Consider the following 24,825-nt stretch of genomic DNA (forward strand, 5'->3'; position numbering starts at 1 on the left):
TTGTCTAGTAAAAGTGGTTTCATTATACGTGAAAAATCCCTAGACAACAATTGTTTCTAGGGAAGTTCATTCTAAAGTATGAGATTACAAATTAGTCATTTTCAGCGGATTTATCCATGAATCGAATTCTTCCTCAGTGACAAAACCACTTTTAATTGCCGCTTCTTTAAGAGTTGAATTATCAGTATACGCTAATTTAGCGATTTTAGCGGCTTTCTCATAGCCAATATGCGGATTCAAGGCTGTAACAAGCATTAGCGAATCATTCACTTTGGTTTCTATAACACTTTCATTTGCAGTCAGCCCTTCTAAGCAATGAATTCGGAATGAACGCATGCTATCTGAAAGTAGTTTGATAGATTCTAAAAAATTAAAAATGATAACAGGTTTATAAACATTTAATTCGAAGTTCCCTTGGCTTGCTGCAACATTAATCGTTGTATCATTTCCCATAACTTGAGCTGCCACCATTGTAATAGCCTCACACTGCGTAGGATTTACTTTTCCAGGCATAATAGAGCTACCTGGTTCATTGGCTGGAATAATTAGCTCACCAATGCCGCTTCTAGGACCACTTGCTAAAAATCGAATATCATTAGCAATTTTCATTAAGTCCGAAGCAAGACTCCGAATCGCGCCATGAACATAATTAATGGGGCTATGGCTAGTTAACGCAAAATATTTATTAGAATCCGATGTAAAAGCGTATCCGGTTTGACTCATTAGTTCGTGAGCCACTTTATCACCAAAATCTTGAGAAGCATTTAAGCCCGTACCAACTGCTGTCCCACCTATTGCAAGAGGTAAAATGGCTTTCATACTCGATTCAAGGTAATTTTTATTATTTGTTAAACATGCTTCCCATCCACTAATTTCTTGACCAAGCGTTAACGGCGTTGCATCTTGTAGGTGTGTTCTACCAATTTTAACAAGATGCATATATTTATTTTTCTTTGCTGTTAAAACTGCTTCCATCTTCGTTATTTCTGGTAAAAGTTTTGTTACTAATGCTTCGTAAGCAGCAATGTGCATCGCAGTCGGAAATGTATCATTCGAGCTTTGCGACATATTTACATCATCATTTGGGTGTACTTGATTTTCTCCTAAAGTTAAATTAGCAACATGTGCGATAACTTCATTGATATTCATATTACTCTGTGTTCCGCTTCCAGTTTGCCAAACCACTAAAGGAAAGTGCTCATCTAGTTCTCCTGCAATAATTTGATCACAGACATTACCTATCGCTATAGATTTTTCTACGGGCAGCTTTCCTTCTGCTGCATTGACTTTAGCCGCAGCTTTCTTTAACTCGGCAAATGCATAGATAATTTCTTTTGGCATTTGATTATCGCCAATCGCAAAATTCCTTCTACTTCTTTCTGTTTGCGCTCCCCAATATTTAGTTGCATCAACTGAAATTTCTCCAAGTGTATCTCGTTCTATTCGTTCCATCTCGCCACCCCTTTTCACTCTATTTTATTATATCCCGGATTTTTTCGCAAAACTCGTAAATAATGTTCGTTATTCTCCTTTTTGAAGCGGCTTTATTTTAATAATGATAATGGTAAAAGTAATGAATAAAACAATCCAGATAATTGTAATGAAAAGTGTTGGTATAAAATAATCCATCGTTTTTGCAGACATAATTAACATGGTGGCATTTTTACTTAAATATGCTGGATTAAACATTTGAATCCAACCACCAAACCCGCTCATTAATCCTAATAAAATCGTGGTAAAGACACTAATCATCGCCACCATAGCATTACTGTTAAATAGCGCACTTGCAAAAACTACAAAACTAATGACAAAAATAAACCAAAGTGTATAAATAAAAAAACCTTCAATCAAAGCATAAATCTCTAAACTTCCAAATAAAAAGTACGTATAATAAGCAGCTAATACATAACCTAAAAGTAGTGAACCTAAGCCAACAATGCACTGCATTAGCCACTTAGATAATACATATTCCGTAGCTGTCATTGGTCTACTCATAATAAAAGCTAGCATCCCTTTTGATCTGTCACTTTGAATACAAGCCATTGCAACTACAATAATAATGATAATTCCAATTTGATCAAACTGAGATCCAATTGTTTGAGTCATTACTTCTTGTGCGGATTGATTTCCCATTAAAGCGACTACTTGCTCTGTCTCTGCACCCGTTCCAACTGCTTTAAGAATCTCTGGTAAAAAGTAAACCATTAGTGGTTGAGTAAGTCCGAGAAGGGCAAATACAATTGGAAGCCAGATAATTTTCAAACTTCTTCTTTGTTCTAACCATTCTTTTCCAAGCAAAGCGCTAAGATGTGTCATTTACTCACCTTCTCCATAAAAATTTCTTCTAGACTACGATGTCTTGCTTCTACGCGAATAAGCTCGCCGTCTATTTTCATTAAAGTCTCTAAGATAACATTAGCTCCAGCTTTTTTGTCTAAGGCATGCACTTGATAAACCCTTCCTCTTTTGTCCACTTTTTCGATGTATTTGCTTTGTAACAGAGTTTCTTGCCAAACTTCAGTAGCACCAATGAATTCCACATCAAAAACAGATGAATGTTCCTCTTTCATTAGTTGGTCTATAGTTTGATCAGCAATTAATTCTCCATTTTTAATAATTGCTATTCGATCACAAATTTCTTCCGCATCCTTTAAAATATGAGTGGAAAATAAAATGGTCATTTCTTTTTTTAATTTTTCTAGTAAAGCAATAATTTCTCTACGGCCTATAGGATCGAGAGCGGATACAGGTTCATCTAAAACAAGTAGTTCTGGACGATGCAAAATTGCCTGCGCGATACCAAGACGTTGCCGCATCCCGCCTGAATATGTGCTGATTTTTTTATTAATGCTACCTGATAATCCGACTAATTGTAGAACTTCTGTGATTCGACTTTCTAGCTCTTTTTTTCCCATATTAGATAGTTTCCCCATAAAACGGAGGCACTCTGCTGCACTCATCCATCCATAAAATTGTGGATATTGAGGTAAAAAGCCAATTTTTTCACGAACAGTTTTTGCATTATGCCCGTCCAGAGTTATTTCACCTTCATCTTGTGATAAGATTTGGACTATCATGTTAATCATAGTCGTTTTGCCTGCACCATTTGATCCAATTAAAGCTACACATTCCTTCTCATTTAAAGTAAGATTGATTCCTTTAACAGCCCATTTTCCATTATATTTTTTCTTTAAATCGTGAATTTCTAATTTCCCATTCATACTTCATCCTCTTTTCGACCAAAAATCAAATAAATTACCGGTCCAAAAATATTAATAAAAATAATAACAAGTAACCAAATAATGGGATTTTTACGAGTTTGCCAATTTCTTGCTAGATCAATAATTGCAGTTAAAAGTAACGCTAAATAAAGGATAATTACAGGTATGATTAATGCTATTTGCGTTCTGTCCAATACTATCACCTCAGATTTTTGTTATACTTATTGTATAACAGTTATAATAATAAAGCAATATAAAAAAGCACATTTCACTCTAATTAAAAGTAAAATGTGCTTTTTATTAATTTCCAATCGAATCAATTAAATTTCCAATTCCATCTGAAACCTTACCGCCAAATTCTTTCACTTTATCGGCACCTTTTTTAATGGTTTTACCGGCTTCATCTGCTTTATCTTTCACACCACTCCAAAAATCACTACCGCTACTTTCTGACTCTTCTTCTTGTTTTTTCTCAGCAGTTTCTTGGGCAGCGCTTTTTGTACCAAAGTCTGCGGATTTCTGATAACGCAAGCCACTGTTCATGACATAATGCGCTAAACTCGAAACCCCAGCTGAACTTGTTGTAGTAAGGTAATGGTCTCTATCTGTTTTATCAAATCCCATCCATACTGCACCAACTAAATTAGGAGTATAGCCAACAAACCATTGATCTTTCGTACCACTTGTATCATCAAACGGAACTTGAGTTGAACCAGTTTTTCCAGCCATTTCGTGTCCAGATACTGCTGCACTGCGCCCGGTTCCCGTGTTAATGACATCAAGTAGCATAGATGTCATTTCATTTGATACATCTTTTGAGATGATTTGTTTTGTTTTTGGTACTTTTTCGTAAACAGTATTTCCTGATGGATCAACAATTTTTGTAATAATATGTGATTCTGGTTTTGCACCGGTATTGGCAAATGTGGAATACGCTGTGGCCATTTCGACCGGCGATGCACCTTTACTCATACCACCAAGTGCAAGTCCAAGTGTTTGGTCTTTTTCCGGTACTTCTATACCAAACTTCTCAACTGATTTGACTCCTTTATCAATACCAATCTGATCAAGTAGCCATACCGCTGGTGCATTAATAGAGTTTGCAACAGCTTTATACATTGGAACTTCGCCGTTATAAATTCCACCTACGTTTGTTGGCGTATAATTGCCTTTGTAAGTGACTTTTTCATCTTTTAACATGGAATCCACATCATAACCTGATTGAAGTGCTGGTGTATAAACAGCTAGTGGCTTCATAGTCGAACCTGGCTGAGCTTTCATTTGAGTTGCTCTATTAAAGCCTCGGAAAACATGTTCCCCGCGTCCGCCAACAAGTGCTCTAATACCACCAGTTGCAGGATCCATCAAAACAGCTCCTGATTGAACGAGCGTGCCATCGTTTGCGTTTCTCGGGAATAAAGCATCATTGTCGTATACTTTTTCTAAAGAAGTTTGATAATTTTGGTCTAATTCCGTATAAATTTTATAACCTTTTTGCATAATTTCATCCTGGGTAATATCAGCTTCATTTACTGCTTCGTTAATAACTGCATCCACATACCAAGGATATTTATTTGCTAGCGGATCTTTTGATTGATCATTTAAAGCTATTTTAGTTGCTTTGTACTTTTCGCCTTCTGCTTTCGTTATATCCCCTGTTTCCACCATTGCATTTAGAACCATATTACGACGATTAGTAGCTTTATCAATGTGTTCATAAGGATCATATGCGCTTGGAGCTTGGAGTAACCCAGCAATAGTTGCCGCTTCAGGAACATTTAAATCTTTAGCTGACTTACCAAAATATTTTAATGAGGCATTTTCCACACCCCATTCACCGTTCCCAAAATAAGAGCGGTTTAGGTACATTTCCATAATTTCATCTTTGGAATACGTTTTTTCAATTTCTCGAGCCATAAAAATCTCTTTTGCTTTTCTCGTAAAAGTCTGCTCTTGGGTTAGTAAGGCATTTTTAGCAAGTTGTTGTGTGATTGTACTACCACCGCCAGAAATCCCCCCATTTGTAACCAAATTAACCCCGGCACGAGCAATTCCTTTCAAGTCAAAACCTTTGTGTTCATAAAAACGTCTATCCTCAATGGATACTACTGCGTTTTGTAGATTTTTAGAGATTTTATCAATTGATACAAAAGTGGCATCAGTAGAAGACAATTCACCTGCTTTATCTCCGTCTTTATCGTAAATAATAGTTGCTGATTCTAGACCTTTTTTCAAAGCATCGATATCTGCAGATTTTGCCACTATTACAAGATAAATAATAAAACTTAATAAAAATAAAAGTCCAGCTAATAGGAAAATCTTGCCGATGTGCTTATTCTTCCAGAAACGTCTGAATTTGCGCCATCCTATACCAATCCATTTACCAATGAAACCAAATAATAATTTAATGTATTTAATGAGTGCTTGTTTTAAATTGTCCATGTAACTCTCCTATCTTTCTACACGGTATTAAAGAAAACTGCAAACACAGTTATACACGTATTTTACGTTAAAAATCAACTTTGCACCACCAACTTTAGACCGATTTTTGTAATAATTTTGTAATAATCCATATTTCCTACATAATTTAACTTCTTTTTTACAATTTCTTCATTTTATGTTTCTAGTAGTTTAAAAAGGGTACATATTAATGTTACCATCTCTTGTAACATTTGGTAATAAGAATCAGTTATATACTATGTACAACAAGTAATGGCAACACGTTTTACATGGGTTTATTAATAAGCCAGAAAGGATTTGGAATATGACGCAAAAGCTAATTTATTTTTTATCACAAACGCATATTCGAAGTGCCATTGCTGAAGCTTGGGCGAAGAAACTTTCACTTAGCAATGTCAAATTCATTAGCGGATCTTGGCATAAATCAAAAGCAACTCCATTTATTGCTGAAGCGTTAAATGAATTTGCAATTGAACCACCTGAAAGCTTATCTTATTCTCCTAGCTCAAAACTACTGGCAGAGGCTGATCTCATTGTTACAATTTATGATTCAGCACACGAAGCAGCACCACGTTTCCCAGCTAATATACAAGATAAAATTATTTATTGGGACATTGATGATCCAGAACAAGAAATAGCGTTACCAAAAAAATGGGCTTGTTATCAAGAAGTCTGTGATAATATTGCCTTATCCGTAAAAAAATTAGAGCATGTATTGATAGAAGCTTAATTTTGTTGTCCCGCCACTCGTAGGCGGGACTTTTATGTTAAGGAAAGGAGTTTACATACTTATGGACGGATATACAGATTTAAAAAAAGCAGAAAAAGCTGCCTTTTTAAGCATATTTGCATACTTATTTCTTTCTGTTTTAAAAATAGTAGCGGGTCATTTTGGGAATTCAGATGCGCTACTCGCTGATGGCTTAAATAATACAACAGATATTGTGGCGTCCGTTGCGCTTTTAATTGGTCTTAGAATTTCACGTATTCCTCCTGATGCTGATCATTCTTACGGACATCGTCGAACTGAAACAATCAGTTCTTTAATTGCCTCCATCATTATGTTTTTGGTAGGCGTCCAAGTTATTTGGAGTTCGATTGTTCATATTGTGGAAAAAGATTTCACTTCACCCTCAGCGCTAACTGCCGTAGTTGCATTATTTTCTGGGATATTTATGTATTTAATTTACTTATACAATCATAAACTCGCAAAAAAATTAGATAGCCAGGCAGTTCGGGCTGCTGCTTTTGATAATCGTTCAGATGCATTTGTTAGTTTTGGGGCATTTATAGGGATTATTGGAGCCGTACTTGGGATTCCGTGGCTAGATTCAGTCACAGCTTTTTTAGTAGGTTTGTTGATTGTTTACACAGCAGTAAAAATTTTCTATGATGCTGCTCATACGCTTACTGATGGCTTTGATGTTTCCAAGCTCGAAACGATTCATGATTTAATTGCTTCCGTTCCCGAAGTCAAAAAAGTCATAGATATAAAAGCGCGTATGAACGGAAATCGAATTTGGATTGATGCTACTATCGCAGTAGATCCGCAATTAAATGTGGTTAAGAGTCATGAAATCACTGAAATTGTAGAGCAAAAAATTCGAAACGAATACGAGGGAGCTTTCACATTAGTCCATATCGAACCATATTTTGAATAATATTCATTGTCAATAAACGTAAAGTCAACTATAATTTAGATTAAAGTATCATTTGCTGGGAGGGAATATTCGATGGGGCAGAGAAACTAATTCACTTAAATTATCTAACTAGACTGAAAAACATACATCCATACATTGGAAGAATTCTCTTCCAGAGCGGTTTTTCTTCTATATAGATAGTTTTATCATAAGCTTATTTATATTAAATTAGGAGGTGTTTGCCTTCGCAGAAACTATTTCTGTCAAGGCGATTTATTGATATTAACCATTAAATTTTTAATTATAGCTTTACTTATTGCTATATCGGCTTTTTTCGTAGCAACGGAATTTGCAATTGTTAAAATGCGACCAAGCCGATTGGACCAATTAATAGCAGAGAAAGATAAACGTGCTGTACTCGCTAGATATATTTATAACCATTTGAATGCTTATTTGTCCGCTTGTCAGCTCGGAATAACCATCAGCTCTCTTGGACTTGGTTGGTTAGGTGAATCGACTGTAGAGGCTGCACTGCATCCATTGTTTAGTTTAATGGAACTTCCGCAATCTGCTATTACGATTCTTTCTTTCACAATTGCCTTCCTTTTTATCACATTTTTACATGTGGTTGTTGGGGAACTTGTTCCAAAAACACTTGCGATTGATAAAACAGAAGCAGTTGCGCTTGCAGTTGCCCGTCCATTGCATATTTTTTATAAAGTGATGTTCCCTTTCATTTGGATTTTAAATGGTTCCGCGGTTTTTATCGCGCGTCTTTTCGGCTTAGAACCAGCTTCCGAACATGAAATCGCTCATACGGAAGACGAATTAAAAATCATTGTTGGCGAAAGTTACAAGAGTGGCGAGATAAACCAGTCAGAATTTCGTTATGTAAATAAAATTTTTGACTTTGATGAACGTATGGCAAAAGAAGTGATGATTCCACGAACAGAAATTGTCACGGTTGATACAGGTTCTACTATTGGTGAATTATCTGATATTATGCGAAATGAACGATATACGCGTTATCCAGTCATTGATGGTGACAAAGACCATGTTATTGGTGTACTTAATCTAAAAGAAATTTTATCAGCCTATGTAGAGCACGGTTCCAATCCAAGCTTTAGTATTGATCCATATGTCAAACCAATTATCCGTGTTATTGAGACCATTCCAATTAAAGAATTGCTTTTCCGGATGCAGCGTGAACGTTCTCATATTGCGATTCTCCTTGACGAATACGGCGGTACTTCTGGACTTGTTACTGTAGAAGATATTGTCGAGGAAATTGTTGGAGATATTCGTGATGAATTTGATGCTGATGAAATTCCAGAAATTCGCAAAATCAAAGACGGTCACTACATTGTAGATGCTAAACTTCTTATTGATGAGGTAAACAATATTTTAGGAACTGAAATTGAAGAAGAAGAAGTTGATACAATCGGTGGTTGGTTCTTAACACAAAATTATGAAGTAGAAGTTGGGGACGAAATTGATTACGATGGATTTATTTTCCGCGTTAAACAAGGTGAACCTCATCATATTGAGTATATTGAAATTATCAAAAAAACGAATGATTAATAAAAGGCGGCTATCTCAAAAGGATAGCTGCTTTTTAAATACGTTGATTTAACATAAATTGTTTGAATTTTTCTGCTGCCGGAGTTAAGGTTTGGTTTTTCACAACTGCTAAATAAAAGAATCGCTCCCAGTTAGGACTCCTTATTGGCAACACTTTGACATCTACATAGTTTAAAATGGGCATATTCGGAACGACAGCTATACCAAAATTTTGCGCAACCATTCCAGCAATGACTTGATCTACTTCTATCTCATAAGCAATGTCATAATCAGCACCAATTTTTCTAAATAAATCATCAATAATTGGACGTAAACCACTTTTTTTAGAAAAAGCGATTTGTGGGTAAGGTACTGTTTCAACTAAATCAATCCACTCTTTTTCTGCTAAAGGGTGATTTTTAGGTACGATAAGCACTAGTTCTTGTTTAGCGATAGGAATAAATTGGATATTACGTTCATTTTCAAGTTTAGAACATATTCCAATATCGTATTTCTTTTCTTTAAGACCCTGGATAATATCAATAGATACACCAGTATGGAAAACAAAATCGATTTTCTTGTCTGGTTCGGTTTGCATGAATTCTTGAACAAGTTTTGGGACAAGCGAGGTTCCAAGCGTTTGCAAGAATGCTAAATCAATCTGTCCTTCTCCATTTGCAGCTTTTTTGACAGTTGCTACTCCGGCATCGATCATATCTAAGGACTCTTCTACATAATCAAGAAAAACTTTCCCAGCCTTGCTTAAACCTATGTTTCTTCCCTCTTTTACAAATAAAGGTATTCCTAGTTCTTGTTCTAATGAAGAAATTGCGTGGCTCAAGCTGGGTTGGGTAATTAATAATTTTTCAGCTGCTTTTGTGTAATGCTCCATGTGCGCCAGTGTGACAAAATAACGTAAATGGTGTAAATTCATGGCTTCTCCCCTTATTAAAAAGTATCTATGCAATTTATCTATCAATTAATAGAATAATACCAATTTGTTTTTATGGAATAGTCATAATACAATTAAACTGTAGTTACACCAGCAGAATAAACTATTCCTTAAAAACCAATATACGGTAGAATACGTTAACTGTCCAGTTGTATTTTGATCATTGAAGGCGTTACCACATCAGCGATTTTTAATTAAAAGGAATTTATTTTTTTACTGGTGTTTGTGAAAATATTATCAAAGTTTCTTGTAATTTACATTCTTGAGAGGAGATAATTTTTATGACAAATTCAAATGGCAACTTAAAAAAATGCCCCATCACGATTAGTTCTTACACACTTGGAACGGAGGTTTCCTTCCCAGAACGTGTAAAGATTGCAGCAGAAAATGGTTTTGACGGAATTGGCTTGCGAGCTGAAAATTATGTAGACGCTCTTGCAGCTGGCTTAACTGATGATGACATGCTGCAGATTTTAGACAAGCATAATATCAAAGTAACAGAAGTAGAATACATAACTCAGTGGGGAACTGAAGCAGACCGAACCGATGCTCAACAACAAAAAGAGCAAACCACTTTCCACATGGCTCGGTTATTCGGTGTAAAACATATTAACTGCGGTTTACTTGAAAAAATTCCAGAAGAGCAAATAATTACTGCTCTTGGTGAGTTATGTGATCGTGCCGAAGAATTAATCATCGGTTTAGAATTTATGCCGTATAGCGGAGTAGCAGACTTAGCCGCAGCTTGGCGTGTGGCAGAAGCATGTGGTAGAGATAACGCACAACTAATTTGCGATACTTGGCACTGGGCAAGAGCAAACCAAACAGCAGAGTCTATCAAAAATGTCCCAGCTGATCGAATTGTTTCTATCCAATTGTGTGATGTTCATGAAACGCCATACAAAGAACTTCGTGAAGAATCGCTTCATGACCGACTACCACCTGGTGAAGGATATGGAGATACGGTTGGTTTTGCACGCATCCTAAAAGAACATGGTGTAAATCCACGAGTGATGGGAGTCGAAGTAATATCTGACTCTATGGTTGAAACTGGTCTAGAATATGCTGCAATTAAAGTATATAATGCCACGAAAAAAGTATTAGACGAGGCTTGGCCAGAAATTTCTCCAAAATAATGTATTCAAACATGTGAAAATAATAACGTAATCTAGATTCCATCTTGAAAGGGAAGTGTTTTTTTTGAAATTTAATTCGATGTTCTCACCTATCGATATTGGTCCGATGAAAGTACCTAATCGGTTTGTTGTATCTCCAATGTGTAATAACTATGCGAATACAGATGGCACTTTATCAGATACTTCACTTGCATATTACAAAGAACGAGCTCTCGGCGGCTTTGGTTTAATTACTTTTGAAGCAACTGTAGTAGATGTTCGGGCAAAAGGTGGCGCAAACAAGGCTTGTCTTTATAGTGATCACCAAATCGCTAGTTTTAAACGAGTGATTGATGTTTGTCATGATGCCGGAGCTAAAATTTCTGTGCAATTACAGCATGCTGGACCTGAAGGGAACTCCAAAGTTTCTGGATATCCTTTAAAAGCAGCCTCTGCTATTGCTTCAGCTGAAGGTCGTAACACGCCAGAAGCAATTTCACGGGAAGAACTCTATGAATTAATTGAACTTTATGGTGAAGCCGCATTACGCGCAAAAAAAGCTGGTGCTGATGCAGTTGAAATTCACTGTGCTCATGGATATTTAGTGAGTAGCTTCTTATCTGGGCGAACAAACAAACGTGTAGACGAATTTGGAGGTTGCTTTGAAAACCGAATGCGCTTGCCAAGACTCATTATTGAAAGTATTCGTAAACGAGTTGGTCATTCTATTGCTATATTATGCCGAATTAATAGCACAGATGGCGTAGAAGGCGGATTAAGTGTACAAGATAGCGCTACAGTTGCAGCTTATTTAGAAGATTGTGGTTTAGATGGACTTCATGTTTCTCGTAGCGTTCATATTCGCGATGAATATATGTGGGCGCCTACTGTTTTACATGCAGGATTTAGTTCTGATCTTGTCACACAAATTAAACGTGCAGTTTCTATCCCAGTTATTACTGTTGGTCGTTTTACCGAGCCACATTATGCTGAATTAATGGTTCGTGAAGGACGTGCGGATTTAGTAGCATTTGGACGCCAATCTTTAGCCGACCCAGAAACACCAAATAAAGCTGCAGCTGGAAAACTCGATGAACTGCTTCCTTGTATCGCCTGTCTTCAAGGTTGTGTGGCAAACATGTATGCCGGAAAACCGATTACTTGTTTAGTTAACCCATTACTTGGCCGTGAATCCGAAGCATATTTACCAAAAACACCTAGTAAAAAAGTGGTAGTTGTCGGCGGAGGTGTTGGTGGACTTTATGCTGGTTGGCTGGCTGGTTCAAGAGGACATGATGTGACAGTTTATGAAGCATCTGATATCATTGGCGGTCAAATGCGATTAGCTGCCTATCCTCCGGGAAAAGGCGACCTGACTAATATGGTTCGTAGTTACATTAAAAAATGCGAACAATTCGACGTAGAAATCAAAACAAACACACCTGTTACACGCGAGCTTATTCAAAAAGTTTCTCCAGATGCAGTTATTATCGCGACTGGAGCAAACCCACTTATATTGCCAATTCCTGGTATTGAAGATGCTGGATTGATTCATGCAGTAGACCTACTTGATGGCAAAGAATCTTGTGGCAAAAAAGTTCTCGTCGTTGGTGGAGGTATGGTTGGTAGTGAAACAGCTGCTTTCTTAGGTGAAGCTGGACACGATGTAACTGTAGTGGAACTTCGTGAGGAAGTTGGAGCTGATGTCATTTCTGAACACCGCAAATTCCTTATGCGCGATTTTGATGAATATAAAATCAATAGTATTACAAATGCAAAAGTGACTAGTTTCTTTGAAGATGGGGTAACTTATTCCTTAGCTGATGATGAAGAATATCGAATTGATGGTTTTGATTCTGTGGTACTCGCAATGGGCTCAAGAGCTTATAATCCACTTGAAGAAGCTATTCGGGAATTGGTACCTGAAACATATGTTATTGGTGATGCCGTTCGCGCACGTCGGGCATTAGACGCAACAAAAGAAGCATTAGACGCTGTATTGCAATTATAATTCGTGGCTATACTCGCTGTTTCGGCAGCGGGTATAAACCCACTTGGAGGTAAGTGAAACGTGGAAAAAAGAATTTCCGGCTCAACCCGACTTTTAAGTTTAATCGGAACACCCATAGACCATTCAAAATCTCCCATTATGTACAATTACAGTTTTGAAAAAGCTGGTTTAGATTATGCTTATCTTGCATTTGATATTCCAGTGAACAAAGTCGCTGATGCAATTACTGCAATAAAGACTTTTAATCTACGTGGTTCTAACGTAACCATGCCTTGTAAAAGTGAAGTTTTAAAATACATGGATGACCTTTCCCCTGCCGCTCGAATGATTGGCGCTGTTAACACTATCGTAAATGAAAACGGGAAACTAACTGGGCATATAACTGATGGCCTTGGTTTTGTAACAAATTTACGTGATTCTAGTGTAGATGTTTCCGGCAAAAAAATGACTATTATTGGGGCTGGTGGCGCAGCAACAGCTATCCAAGTCCAGTGTGCACTAGATGGGGTCAAGGAAATCGCCATTTTTAATATTCAAGATGATTTTTATGAAAAAGCAAAACAAACTGTCGCTTCGATTAAAGAAGAAGTTCCTGAATGTAGTGTACATATTTATGACTTAAGTGACACAAAAAAATTATATGCAGAAATTGCAACGAGTGATATTTTAGTGAACGCAACACTAGTTGGTATGCATCCGCATGAAAATGAAACACCTGTCAAAGATACAACTGTTTTTAGAAAGGACCTAATCGTTGCCGACATTATTTACACACCAAAGAAAACCAGGCTTTTATTAGATGCAGAAGCGGCAGGTGCTAAGACTGTTGGTGGATTAGGAATGCTTTTATGGCAAGGAGCCGAAGCATATAAGTTGTTTACTGGTAAAGATATGCCAGTTGCAGAAATAAAAGAACTATATTTTAATTAATAAATTCATCAGGATTTTGAGAGGAGAAAAAAATGAACGCAAAAAGATTTTATCCAACAGCAATAGCACTTTATTTTACTTATTTTATTCATGGTATTGGGGTATCCATTCTTGGCCAATACAAACAAGATTTCGCTGGAGTATGGGGAGCCGATAAGCTTTCCGATGGGACATTCGATGTTAGTATGGTTATTGCTGTTATTGCAGCTCTTGGCTTAGGACGTTTACTTACATTACCAATTTCTGGTCCTTTTTCAGATAAGTTTGGACGTAAACCTTCCGCATTAATTGGAGTTGGTTTATATGCTATTTATTTCATTGGACTAGCATTTGCACCAAATATGTATATCGCGTATGCTTTTGCATTTGTAGGAGGAGCAGCAAATTCATTCTTAGATACTGCTGTAACACCATCTGTACTAGAAATTTTCACAAAAAATGGCGCAATTGCCAATATGTTTACGAAGTTCTCGATTTCTATTGGACAATTCGTATTACCGTTCGCGATTGGTATGGTTGCTGCGGCGAACATGTCATTCCGTACACTCTTCATCATTACAATGGCTTTAATCGTTATTGATGGTTTAATTATCGCGTTTATGCCATTCCCTCCAATGAATAATAATGTTGGCGGCGAAAAAGCAAAACCAGAGAAAATGAAATTCAACGCAACTAGTTGGGCTATTATTGGTATTGGTTTCACTTGTACATCCACTTTCCAACTATGGTTAAACTGTAACCAAGAACTTGGAAAATTATACGGTATGGCTGATCCAAGTAAGATTCAATCATTCTACTCACTTGGAACAATGTGCGCCATTTTAATTACCGCTGTCCTTGTGAAAAAATTTATTTTACCAGTACGTATTTTGATTCTTTACCCAGCCATTGCAACTTTAATGCTACTGATTATTTATATCGTTCAAACACCAACTATCTGTCTTATCGGTGGATTTGTGATTGGATACGCTGCCGCTGGTGGAGTTCTTCAACTAGCAGTATCGACTGCCAATGAATTTTTCCCTACAAACAAAGGGAAGATCACTTCGATAGTAATGATTTCTTCTAGTTTAGCTAACTATATTGTGCTAAATGTTGCTAGTTATATTACTAAAGCTGGTGGTATCGAAGGACCAAAATATGTGTTATTATTCAATGTAGCGATAACACTTATAGGTATCTTGCTGGCAATATTTGTAAATATGCGTTATAAAAATGAATCTAAAGTAGCAACTAAATAATTACTCACTCAACTGAGCTTCTATTTGCTCAGTTGAGCTTACATATTTTTTGTGAATTAAAGCACAAACTTATGTAATCTATCTATATATTCACTTTTAAAACAAGCGTATTTCTCATAAAAAGGTCTTCGCAAGTGACTACACAAAGGAGAGCAGAATATGAAAAATAAATATTTATCCACTTCACTCGGACTTTATATGAACTATTTCGTTCATGGTATGGCACTAATCATCATTGCTCAAAATATTGATTTTTTATCTCAAAAATGGCATACAGATTTAGCTGGCGCAGCTGGTGTTGTATCTTCCTTTGGGATTGGTAAACTATTAGCGGTTTTTATTTCTGGAAAGCTGTCTGATAAATTTGGCCGTAAGTTATCCGTTATTCTCGGTGTGTTTTTCTATATTGTTTTCTTAGGCGGTATTTTATTAAGTCCGAATACTATTGTGGCCTATGCATTTGGTATTTCAGCTGGGATTGCGAATTCATTCTTAGACACAGGAACCTATCCAGCACTTATGGAAGCTTATCCAAAAAAAGCTGCATCGGCAAATATTGTTGTAAAAGCTTTCGTACAAACAGGACAGTTTCTTTTACCATTTATGATTGCATTCATTATTGCAAATAATTTATGGTATGGCTGGAGTTTCATTGTGTTAATAGTCATTTTACTCATTAATTTACTGTACATTTTGACTCGGACCTTCCCACCAATGACTGTTGGCAAGCCACTTGACTTTGAGAAAGAGGTTGCTAATGAGAAAAAACAGCAATTTCACTTTAGTATTGATGAAATTTGTTTAATTTTATTTGGCTTTGTAGCACAAACGCTACTTTACATTATGAGCCAATGGATTGCTAAGTATGGTTCAGAAGTAATACACATGACCGACAATGCTTCTAGACTACTCGTTAGCTATGCAAGTGTTGGTGCTATCCTTTGTGTCTGCGTAACCTTCATATTAGGGAATCGCGGTGTTAAAACATTATATATTTTGATAACCTATGTAACCATGACCATGCTTATTTCTTTTACACTGTTTATTTTCCAAACAGAAATCGTTTGTTTAGTAGGAGCCTTCTTACTTGGCTATTTCTCGGCTGGAGGTATTATTCAACTCGGCTTAACTTTACTTGCAGAAGTTTCCGCTCGAGGAAAAGGCTTTGTTACAAGCCTATATACGATTGCTGAAGGTATTGCTGTATTCGTTATTCCACTTATTGCAGCTGCTATTTCTAGAATTGATATTGCAGCAATCTTCTTGTTAAATTCAGGAATTGCATTATTTGGATTAATTCTCCTATTGATAGTCTTTACTAGGAAGAAAAAATTTGCTCGTGATCATATTTAAAAAATAGGCAAGAAGCGATTTCTGCTCCTTGCCTATTTTTATTTAATTACCAGTAATGCTTTTACGCTTAAACATTATAAACCACAGTACAAGCGCTGTTAAAAGGTAAATCACAATCATTTTAATCACAAGACCCACAATCATTCCCGTCGAAACTACATTTTCATAATCAAAACTCGTATAATAGCCGCTTAAACAAATACTCACATATAGACTCCCAATATAAAGAACCGCAAAACGGAATTTATTATTCATTAAGAATCTCCCATTATTTTCCATCGAAGCAGTCTTCATACCAATCCAACTTATAGTAATCATTATCAAAATCAAGATAACTAAAGCAATTAAATTCCCAATATTTATCTCTTCAAAAATTAAACGATAGGGAAATATCGAAAACCATATTTCATTTCCTTTATCCACTTCTGAACCTGCCTTACCCAAGATAAACAATCTAAAAATATATATGAGATTAAGTAATGAGGCGGAAAACATATACATAATACTAACTAAGGAGCCTAAAGCTACTATTACAGCTGCAATGATGTCTCCAACTAAATTCCCTACTGCTATGGCAATCGAAAAAGAGAAGAAGAAAATTAATGCAACATAAGGTATTAAAATAATTAAAGAAGAAAAATCAGGTAAGTAAGTTCTTGGTATTTGTTGATAAATATAAATAAAACGTACTAACATGATACTCGGTATGATAAGGAGTAATAGTATAGTTGGAATGATTAATTTATGCACAAATATTTGCTTTTTAGAATACGGTAAACCATTCGTAAAGTAATCCATCTGCTTATTTTTTTCAAAAACAGTTAATTTTAATCCTAAAAGTAAAAATACACAAATAAAAATGTAAATATTAGTATCAAATTGAAAAGGTTCTATTTTTAGAGAGTCTTCGATGTCTTTGGTTGTCATTTTATCTTCGTTTAGTGATTCTAAATTACTTTTATGAAATTCATCTGATTGATAGTAGTTGTAATTATTATCAAATGATTGGATTAAATCTGTAGCGTTCATAGCTTCTGAACCAATAAAAGCTACTACAATTAAAATGAAAAGCCAAGCATTTTGTCGCCATTCTTTCCAAAGAAGTCCTGTTTTCATTATTCTTCGCCCCCTTTTAACTCTAGATGATAAATGAATAGGTCTTCTAATGTAACAGCAAGTTCATCCATGAAAATAGGTTTTTCTTGTTTTATTGCTGCATATAATGTAGGATTCATATCTCGAAATAAAATGGTATAAACCCGACCATATTTATTAATAACTTTTCCATTTTCAAGCAAGATAGCAGGTATTTTCTTATTTTCAAAAGCAATTTGGATTTTTACCGCTTGTTCGCGCAAAGATTCTAGATGATAAGTTTCCTCAATATGATTATCCTGGAGTATATGAATATAATCCGCTATCGGTTCCAAATCCTTTAACCGGTGTGATGAAATAATAATACCTAGTTTTCGTTGTTCTACTTCTCTTAAAAGAATTCCTGTAATACTTTTTTGAGAAATAATATCTAATCCTTCCATCGGTTCATCTAATAAAATATAATCAGCTCCTACAGAGAGTGCTAAAATCAAACCGAATAATCCTTTCATACCTTTAGAATATTTTAGTAGTTTTTCATTTGTAGGTAAGTCAACTTTATTCATTAAATCATCAAATTTATCTGCTTCGAATAGTGGATATGTTTTTTGGTAGAATTTTTTAATCGTTGGGATTTTATAACCATCCCAGCAATTCAGATTATCTTGTAACATAAATATTTTTTGCTTTAATTCAGGGTTTTTGCTTAGAGGTTTATCAATATAAACTTCTCCTTCATCGGGTATGTAAAATCCCATCATTGTTCGAAAAAGTGTGGTTTTACCTACGCCATTTCGACCAACAATTCCAATAATTTCTCCAGGTTTCACCTCAAAAGTGATTTTATCAAGTAATAGTTTCCCGTCAATTGTTTTACTTAGAGAATCAACTTTCAACTATGTCACCTCCCGTAATTTCTCTACTATACTCGTCTATCATATGATGTATTTCCTCTAAATTAATACCAAGATAAACTAAATCAAGTACAGTATGTTTCAATTTTGTTTTTGTTTCAGCTAATTTTTTAGGTGAACTAATTCTTTCTTTTTGGTTTGCAATAAATGTCCCTTTTCCTTTGATAGTCATAATCACTTCTTGGCGTTCTAATTCTTGATACGCCTTACTCACAGTATTTGGATTTACTCCTATTTCACCGGCGAAATCTCTTATAGATGGTATTTTTTCGCCATCTTCTAGTATGCCTCTCACAACCTGTTCTTTAATTTCTTGGACAATTTGTTCATAAATTGGTAGTTGACTTTTTGCATTAATTGTAAACATCTCTCCCCTACTTTCATCATTTTATAAAGAACTAATTGTACTAGTTACAATAGTACACTGCATACACAAAAAAATCAATTTTCTTCTTAAAGAAAATTGATTAGACTGTTTTTTCTAGCGCTAATAATGCTTCTTTCAATTCTAGACCATCCCTATAGCCGGTTAATTTACCATTTTTGCCGATAACTCGGTGGCAAGGTATGACAATTAAAACTGGATTTTTTCCTATTGCTGCTCCAACAGCTCGAACCGCTTTTGGCCGTTTAATTTGTGCCGCGATCTCTGTATAAGTCCGCGTTTCTCCGTATGGAATAGTTTTTAATGCTTCGAATACTTCTAATTGTAAAGCTGTACCATTTACATCAGTTGCAAGTGAAAATTCATTTAATTCACCATTCAAATATGCTACGATTTCTTCTTTATACTTCATCGTCTGCTTAGGATCAAGTGTTGCATGTTGAATTTGCTTCTTATCAACCCCAACATACGTTAGACCTTTTTCACTTGCCATAAAATAAATTTCTTTATTTAAAAAACGAATAGAATCATAATAGATTTCCATTGTCCCAGCCTCCTTCTCTAACTAATTATACGCTACGATAGTTTGATTTCCAATTCACTTAGGTCATAAAAGCAAGATTAGAAAAGTTTTTCTCGCAATTTAGGTTAATAACGTTTATGATTAATAAGAAGTTGAGGTGATAACATTGTCAGATTATTACTTAACAAAAAAAAGATGGCACGCAATTTCTACAAATGATAAAGCTGCTGATGGCGAATTTTTCTATGGTGTAAAGTCTACGAAGATCTTCTGCTATCCGTCTTGTAAGTCCAGGCTGCCTAAAAAAGAAAATATTGTTATTTTTCAAGATACTGATGATGCTATTTCGCATGGTTATCGCGCTTGCAAACGATGCAGGTCTGGTGGAAACGCACTTCCGGATACCGAATGGGTAGAAAACATTGCGACTTATATTGACGAAAACTTTGCAAAACCATTAACTTTACAAATTATTGCCGAAGATTGTCATGGCAGCCCTTATCATCTACATCGGACTTTTAAAAGAATTACCAAAATTACACCCATTACTTATCTAGATAACATTCGAATAGACTATGCAAAAAAACAACTCTTAAACACCCTAGAATCCATTGAAGTTATTGGAAAAAAAGCAGGTTTTCCAAATCCGTCTCACTTTTCCACTACTTTTAAAAGACATACTGGATTATCACCAAATCGCTTTCGAAAAGGACAACAATAAAATAAATTAGAACGGATGAAACGAATATGACTCATTTAACATTACCTATTTTAGAAGACTGGGAAGGACTTACATTAACTACTATTTTGCAAGAAAAATTTCACCTTGGGAAAAAAGCACGCCATGAAATTCGAATGTCTCATGATGTTTTACTTAATAATAAACCGCTTGACGACTGGAATACTCCACTTTTCGTTGGCGCAAGTCTTTCATTACCAATTATTTTACATGACAAAATCCCGGTTTATGAATATGACTTAGAAATTATTTATGAAGATGATTTTTTACTAGTGGTGAATAAACCTGTTGGCATGAAAACTCATCCGAATGATAGTTACGAAACAGATACATGCGCGAATGCTGTGCAATATTATTTAGAAAAAACAGATCAAGAAGCAAATGCTCTGGCTGTTCATCGTCTAGATCAAACTACTTCTGGCTTAGTTCTATTTGCTAAAAACAAATTAGCTATCGCTGGATTATCTTGGCAAATGGAAAATAGAGCGATTCACCGGACTTATCTTGCTGCTGTTGATGGTACTTGGGGTCTTGTAATGCAAACAATTAACAAACCAATTGGTGAAGATCGCCATCACGGTTCAAGACGCCAAATCAGCCCATATGGCCAACCAGCTGTTACACACGTTAAAGTCTTAGAAAATGATACTGAAAACAACACTTCACTTGTAGAATGCCAAATCGAAACTGGACGTACACATCAAATACGGGTCCATTTAAGCGGAATTGGTCATCCAATCATTGGTGATACGCTTTACGGTGGCTCAAACCGCGCCAATCGAATCATGCTTCATGCAGAAAAATTGCATTTAAATCATCCTTTCAAAGGAAAAGAAATGAATTTTTCCGCGCCTGCTGGAGATGATTGGGTATTTTAAAAAGCCACAATATGATATTGTGACTTCTGTAAATTTTCATCTAGATTTTCAAAAAAAGATAATAATCTTACCACTAGCAAAAGGATATCTTTCTTCGTAATGAAGCTTGATTCCTTTTGCTTTTCATTTTGCTGGGAAATTGTCAATGCGTTTCTCCACTTGAACAAAATGTAACATTTCAGGTGTCACCAATATGTTTAAGTGCTTCTCGTCGGCTAAGTGGTGCAAGCGGATGAGTATTCACAAAAACGTGCACTGCATCACTATCCACTTTCGCATATTGTCTAAGTGCCCAACCAATCGCTTTTTGAATGAAAAACTCTTTGGAGCCGAGCCATTTTTCACAGTTTGAAAATAACAGTTCTGTGTCTGTCTGTTCTTTGTATTTTAATTGGAACAAAATAGCAGTTCGCGCCAACCAAATATTCTCTCCATTTATCCAAGCTTCATTATAAGTAGGAATTAAGTCGGGATATAACTTAAAATGATTGCTTATTATAGTCCCAGCTAGACCATCCACCGTATCCCACCATGATTTGGTAACAATTAGTTTTTCATATACTTGAATCGCTTCACGAGGCTGTTCTTTGCCATAACGGCTTAACAAATCAATAGCTACATGTTGAAACTCACGTTCTTCTTCTTTAAATAAGACGATGACATAATCCAGTAAATCTGTTGGTGCTCCATTTTCTTTTATAAATTCTGCTAATAATTTCTTCCGTTTTCCAGCTTTTATCCCTAAAAAAGTAAATTGATTTTTCATATAAGCTTCCATTGGACCAGCTTCTTCTAAAGACCTATTAGCACGAAATAACGCTTGAATATCTTTCATTCCGCTTGTCCACCAGTCAAATAAGCGCGTTCTCGTTCAATGCTACTCAAAAAATACTCTAAATCATCTGGATCCGGGCCGACCCGTTTTCCAGTTTCTAAACGGTTTATTTTTTCCATATCTTTTTCATCTAATTGGAAATAAGCTAATCTGGCATTTTCTTCAATTCGGCTTGAAGTAATAGATTTAGGGAAAATAATAGTGTTTCGATTCAGGTGCCATTGTAAAATAACTTGATCCACAGAAGCTTGGTGTTTTTTCGCAATTTCCGTAATAACTGGATTTTGCATTAATATTCCTTTAGCAAGTGGTGACCAAGCTGCATGCGCGATATTTTGTTCCGACAAATACTTTCGTAAATCATTTTGTGGTAAAAGCGGATGTGTTTCAACTTGATTTAATACCGGCTTTTCATTCGCAGCTACTAATAAATCACTGAGATGGTGTTGTTTAAAATTCGCAACACCAATAGATTTAATTAGCTTTTCATCATGCAGTTGCTCCATCGCTCGCCAAGAATCACGGTATTTACCTGCAACTGGCCAGTGAATCAAATATAAATCTAAATAATCCAGTTGAAGATTTTTAAGAGTTCTTTCAAATGCAAATAAGGTCTCATCATATCCTAAATCACCATTCCACACTTTTGAACTAATAAATAATTCTTCTCTTGAAACTGCACTTTTTGAAATCGCTTGTCCCACAATTTCTTCATTATTATAAACTGCTGCTGTATCAAACAAACGATAACCTACTTCAATTGCCTTCTCCACAGCACCAGCGATAAATTCTTGCTCCGTCACTTGAAATACACCCAGACCAATATAAGGAATTGTCTCATTCCCAGGTAGTATCATTCTGTCTTGTAATGTTTTTGTCAAAACGAAACCCTCCTCACGAAAACTATTTGTGAACTTTTTCTCTTAAATGAATTATACACTATTTTCGCAAATTTATATTTTAAAACCAGTATACCTAAATGCGTCTTACTCTCCTAATAAAAAGACGCAAAAAAAGTAGTTTTTTTATTCGTTTTCCTAAACACCTAAAAACAGCCATTGGAAACGCTGTCAGAAGGTTTATTTAGATATCTATCAAAAAAAAGTTTCCTATTTATTCCCATCCTATGTTAGTATTAATTTGTGGTAAAGATCTATCAAATTTTTTATTTATTTTTGTTAACTTATCGTTAAGTAAAAAGCTCCCTTTTTAAAGTAAAAGCGAGCTGATTATTAATGACCAAAAATGATCGGGGGAATTAAGAAAATGGCTTTTAAAAACAAAAAAGACCGTTTTGCTTCGTTGTTGCATGATATTGCTGTAAATTTACATGAAGGTGCAAATTTCTTTGCAACATATAGCATCAATTCGGTAGAGGATTTACATACTTTCTCGAATAAAATCAAAGAATATGAAACAACTGGAGACTCCATGGTTCACAAAATGATTATGGAATTAAACGACGCTTTCATTACACCAATCGAACGCGAGGATATGTTAGAACTTACCAACCGCCTAGATGACGTGATGGATGCACTTGACGAAACAGCTTTCTCACTAGAAATCTGCCAAATCACTCATTATGATGAATACATGACGAAGTTTATCCAAGCTATTCAAGCAAGCACTGTTGAAATTGAAAAAGCAGTAGATCTTGTTTTTGATAAAAAATTAAAAGATGTTCGTAAACTTGCTATTCAAATTAAAGATTACGAATCTCAATGTGATGATGTTTACCGCGAATCACTAATTCAACTTTTCCAAAACGAAAAAGATCCAATTAAACTTATTCGCCTAAGAGAAGTTTATGAAAAATTAGAAGACATTGCTGATAGTTGTCAAAGCGTTGCAAATACGCTTGAGTCAATTGTCATGAAAAATGCGTAAGGGGCCTAGATAGATGGAAGGAATGTTTCTTATAACCGTCGTCATCGTTCTTGCTGCGCTTGCATTTGACCTTATTAACGGGTTTCATGATACAGCCAACGCAATTGCGACTAGTGTTTCTACAAAAGCTTTAAAACCACGACATGCAATTATCCTTGCAGCAGTAATGAACTTTGTGGGTGCAATTTCATTCACAGGGGTGGCTAAAACGATTACTAAAGACATTGTGAACCCATTTGCTTTAGATCATGGGGAACTTGTTATTTTAGCAGCATTACTTTCGGCTATAGCTTGGAATTTAATAACTTGGTATTTTGGAATTCCTAGTAGTTCCTCTCATGCCTTAATTGGTTCCATCGCAGGTGCAGCAATTGCATCAGCAGGATTTGCATCAATTGAATACAGTGGCTTTACTAAAATCATCATCGGTTTATTAGTTTCTCCTGTACTCGCTTTCGTAGTTGGTTACACGATATATTCGCTCTTTAAGATTTTCTTGAAGAACTTAAACTTGGCAACGACCAATCGGCGTTTCCGGATGATTCAAGTCGGTACTGCTGCGCTACAATCTTACACACATGGTACAAATGATGCACAAAAATCAATGGGGATCATCACAATGGCTTTAATTGCTAGTGGATTCCAAACAACAGACGATGTGCAATTATGGGTTCAAGTATCCTGTGCAATCGCTATGGCGGTCGGTACAAGTATTGGTGGTTGGAAAATCATCAAAACAGTTGGTGGGAAAATCATGAAAATCAAGCCTGTGAATGGTGTAGCGGCTGACTTAAGTTCCGTTATCATTATTTTCGGTGCCACTTTCATTCATTTACCAGTTAGTACAACGCACGTAATCAGCTCTTCTATCCTTGGTGTTGGAACAGCTCACCGTGTTAAAGGAGTAAAATGGGATACTGCTCAACGCATGATTATTACATGGGTTATCACACTTCCTATTTCTGCAACGATTGCTGCTCTTATCTTCTATGTACTAAGATTCTTTCTATAATTAATTTCCAGAGCCTTGCTTATGCAAGGCTCTTTTTATACATTTTTTTGAATAAAAACAAGGATATTAAGTAT

Annotated in this window: 24 protein-coding genes; 12 read left to right on the forward strand and 12 right to left on the reverse strand. The window is 35.7% G+C overall.

What is annotated here, in order from left to right:
- Positions 1-84: 84 nt before the first annotated feature.
- The 5 genes from fumC to LWE_RS11425 all read right to left on the reverse strand — a co-directional run bounded on the left by fumC (position 85) and on the right by LWE_RS11425 (position 5,663).
- Complete coding sequence (gene fumC, locus LWE_RS11405; RefSeq protein ID WP_011702993.1) at positions 85-1,452, reverse strand: class II fumarate hydratase; 1,368 nt, start codon at positions 1,450-1,452, stop codon at positions 85-87.
- 69 nt (positions 1,453-1,521) lie between these two features.
- On the reverse strand, positions 1,522-2,316 hold the full coding sequence (locus tag LWE_RS11410) for an ABC transporter permease (RefSeq protein ID WP_011702994.1): 795 nt from the start codon (positions 2,314-2,316) through the stop codon (positions 1,522-1,524).
- Entirely contained in the window at positions 2,313-3,221 is a 909-nt protein-coding gene (locus tag LWE_RS11415) for an ABC transporter ATP-binding protein (RefSeq protein ID WP_011702995.1), read from the reverse strand. The genes LWE_RS11410 and LWE_RS11415 overlap by 4 nt, the downstream gene beginning before the upstream one ends.
- Positions 3,218-3,415: a PLDc N-terminal domain-containing protein gene (locus tag LWE_RS11420; RefSeq protein ID WP_011702996.1), complete on the reverse strand. Its 198-nt coding sequence runs from the start codon at positions 3,413-3,415 to the stop codon at positions 3,218-3,220. Before LWE_RS11420 ends, LWE_RS11415 begins: the two co-directional genes overlap by 4 nt.
- 106 nt (positions 3,416-3,521) lie before the next feature.
- Positions 3,522-5,663, reverse strand: a complete 2,142-nt coding sequence (locus LWE_RS11425) for a penicillin-binding protein 1A (protein ID WP_011702997.1) — start codon at positions 5,661-5,663, stop codon at positions 3,522-3,524.
- A gap of 322 nt (positions 5,664-5,985) precedes the next feature.
- Here LWE_RS11425 and LWE_RS11430 point away from each other — a divergent pair, with 322 nt between their 5' ends.
- The 3 genes from LWE_RS11430 to LWE_RS11440 all read left to right on the forward strand — a co-directional run bounded on the left by LWE_RS11430 (position 5,986) and on the right by LWE_RS11440 (position 8,902).
- Entirely contained in the window at positions 5,986-6,411 is a 426-nt protein-coding gene (locus tag LWE_RS11430; RefSeq protein WP_011702998.1) for a low molecular weight phosphatase family protein, read from the forward strand.
- Positions 6,412-6,472: 61 nt separating this feature from the next.
- The gene (locus tag LWE_RS11435) at positions 6,473-7,342 is read left to right on the forward strand and encodes a cation diffusion facilitator family transporter (protein WP_011702999.1); all 870 of its coding nucleotides are present in this window, start codon (positions 6,473-6,475) and stop codon (positions 7,340-7,342) included.
- 255 nt (positions 7,343-7,597) lie between these two features.
- Positions 7,598-8,902, forward strand: coding sequence for a hemolysin family protein (locus tag LWE_RS11440; protein ID WP_011703000.1), 1,305 nt, complete (start codon positions 7,598-7,600; stop codon positions 8,900-8,902).
- Positions 8,903-8,936: 34 nt separating this feature from the next.
- Here the strand turns inward: LWE_RS11440 and LWE_RS11445 are convergent, their stop codons facing one another.
- Entirely contained in the window at positions 8,937-9,815 is an 879-nt protein-coding gene (locus LWE_RS11445) for a LysR family transcriptional regulator (RefSeq protein ID WP_011703001.1), read from the reverse strand.
- A 299-nt stretch (positions 9,816-10,114) separates the two neighbouring features.
- Here LWE_RS11445 and LWE_RS11450 point away from each other — a divergent pair, with 299 nt between their 5' ends.
- From LWE_RS11450 to LWE_RS11470, 5 genes are all read left to right on the forward strand, one after another.
- Entirely contained in the window at positions 10,115-10,969 is an 855-nt protein-coding gene (locus LWE_RS11450; protein ID WP_011703002.1) for a sugar phosphate isomerase/epimerase family protein, read from the forward strand.
- Positions 10,970-11,033: 64 nt separating this feature from the next.
- A complete protein-coding gene (locus LWE_RS11455) occupies positions 11,034-12,959 on the forward strand; it encodes an oxidoreductase (RefSeq protein WP_011703003.1) in 1,926 nt (641 codons plus the stop codon).
- A 60-nt stretch (positions 12,960-13,019) separates the two neighbouring features.
- Positions 13,020-13,889 (forward strand): shikimate dehydrogenase, encoded by an 870-nt coding sequence (gene aroE / locus LWE_RS11460; protein ID WP_011703004.1) that lies wholly within the window; start codon positions 13,020-13,022, stop codon positions 13,887-13,889.
- Between the two features lie 32 nt (positions 13,890-13,921).
- Complete coding sequence (locus LWE_RS11465; RefSeq protein WP_011703005.1) at positions 13,922-15,130, forward strand: MFS transporter; 1,209 nt, start codon at positions 13,922-13,924, stop codon at positions 15,128-15,130.
- Between the two features lie 159 nt (positions 15,131-15,289).
- Positions 15,290-16,483, forward strand: a complete 1,194-nt coding sequence (locus LWE_RS11470) for an MFS transporter (protein ID WP_011703006.1) — start codon at positions 15,290-15,292, stop codon at positions 16,481-16,483.
- A gap of 42 nt (positions 16,484-16,525) precedes the next feature.
- Here the strand turns inward: LWE_RS11470 and LWE_RS11475 are convergent, their stop codons facing one another.
- The 4 genes from LWE_RS11475 to LWE_RS11490 form a co-directional block, all read right to left on the reverse strand.
- Positions 16,526-17,599: a hypothetical protein gene (locus tag LWE_RS11475; RefSeq protein ID WP_011703007.1), complete on the reverse strand. Its 1,074-nt coding sequence runs from the start codon at positions 17,597-17,599 to the stop codon at positions 16,526-16,528.
- Entirely contained in the window at positions 17,599-18,474 is an 876-nt protein-coding gene (locus tag LWE_RS11480; RefSeq protein ID WP_011703008.1) for an ATP-binding cassette domain-containing protein, read from the reverse strand. The genes LWE_RS11475 and LWE_RS11480 overlap by 1 nt, the downstream gene beginning before the upstream one ends.
- A complete protein-coding gene (locus LWE_RS11485; protein ID WP_011703009.1) occupies positions 18,464-18,859 on the reverse strand; it encodes a GntR family transcriptional regulator in 396 nt (131 codons plus the stop codon). Before LWE_RS11485 ends, LWE_RS11480 begins: the two co-directional genes overlap by 11 nt.
- A 100-nt stretch (positions 18,860-18,959) precedes the next feature.
- The gene (locus LWE_RS11490; protein ID WP_011703010.1) at positions 18,960-19,421 is read right to left on the reverse strand and encodes a methylated-DNA--[protein]-cysteine S-methyltransferase; all 462 of its coding nucleotides are present in this window, start codon (positions 19,419-19,421) and stop codon (positions 18,960-18,962) included.
- 145 nt (positions 19,422-19,566) lie between these two features.
- On the opposite strand from LWE_RS11490, the gene LWE_RS11495 reads away from it, so the two are divergent.
- Together LWE_RS11495 and LWE_RS11500 are read left to right on the forward strand one after the other, a co-directional pair.
- Positions 19,567-20,121, forward strand: coding sequence for a bifunctional transcriptional activator/DNA repair enzyme AdaA (locus LWE_RS11495; RefSeq protein WP_011703011.1), 555 nt, complete (start codon positions 19,567-19,569; stop codon positions 20,119-20,121).
- 26 nt (positions 20,122-20,147) lie between these two features.
- On the forward strand, positions 20,148-21,017 hold the full coding sequence (locus LWE_RS11500) for an RluA family pseudouridine synthase (protein WP_011703012.1): 870 nt from the start codon (positions 20,148-20,150) through the stop codon (positions 21,015-21,017).
- 178 nt (positions 21,018-21,195) lie between these two features.
- Here LWE_RS11500 and LWE_RS11505 read toward each other — a convergent pair whose 3' ends face one another.
- Complete coding sequence (locus LWE_RS11505) at positions 21,196-21,852, reverse strand: DNA alkylation repair protein (RefSeq protein WP_011703013.1); 657 nt, start codon at positions 21,850-21,852, stop codon at positions 21,196-21,198.
- Positions 21,849-22,733 carry an aldo/keto reductase gene (locus LWE_RS11510; protein WP_011703014.1) on the reverse strand — a complete coding sequence of 295 codons (885 nt, stop codon included), beginning with the start codon at positions 22,731-22,733 and terminating at the stop codon, positions 21,849-21,851. Before LWE_RS11510 ends, LWE_RS11505 begins: the two co-directional genes overlap by 4 nt.
- A gap of 385 nt (positions 22,734-23,118) precedes the next feature.
- Between LWE_RS11510 and LWE_RS11515 the strand changes: the two genes are divergently transcribed.
- Positions 23,119-23,739, forward strand: coding sequence for a DUF47 domain-containing protein (locus LWE_RS11515; RefSeq protein ID WP_011703015.1), 621 nt, complete (start codon positions 23,119-23,121; stop codon positions 23,737-23,739).
- A 13-nt stretch (positions 23,740-23,752) separates the two neighbouring features.
- Positions 23,753-24,751: an inorganic phosphate transporter gene (locus LWE_RS11520; protein ID WP_011703016.1), complete on the forward strand. Its 999-nt coding sequence runs from the start codon at positions 23,753-23,755 to the stop codon at positions 24,749-24,751.
- Positions 24,752-24,825: the final 74 nt, after the last annotated feature.

The organism is Listeria welshimeri serovar 6b str. SLCC5334, assembly GCF_000060285.1.
Taxonomy (GTDB): domain Bacteria; phylum Bacillota; class Bacilli; order Lactobacillales; family Listeriaceae; genus Listeria; species Listeria welshimeri.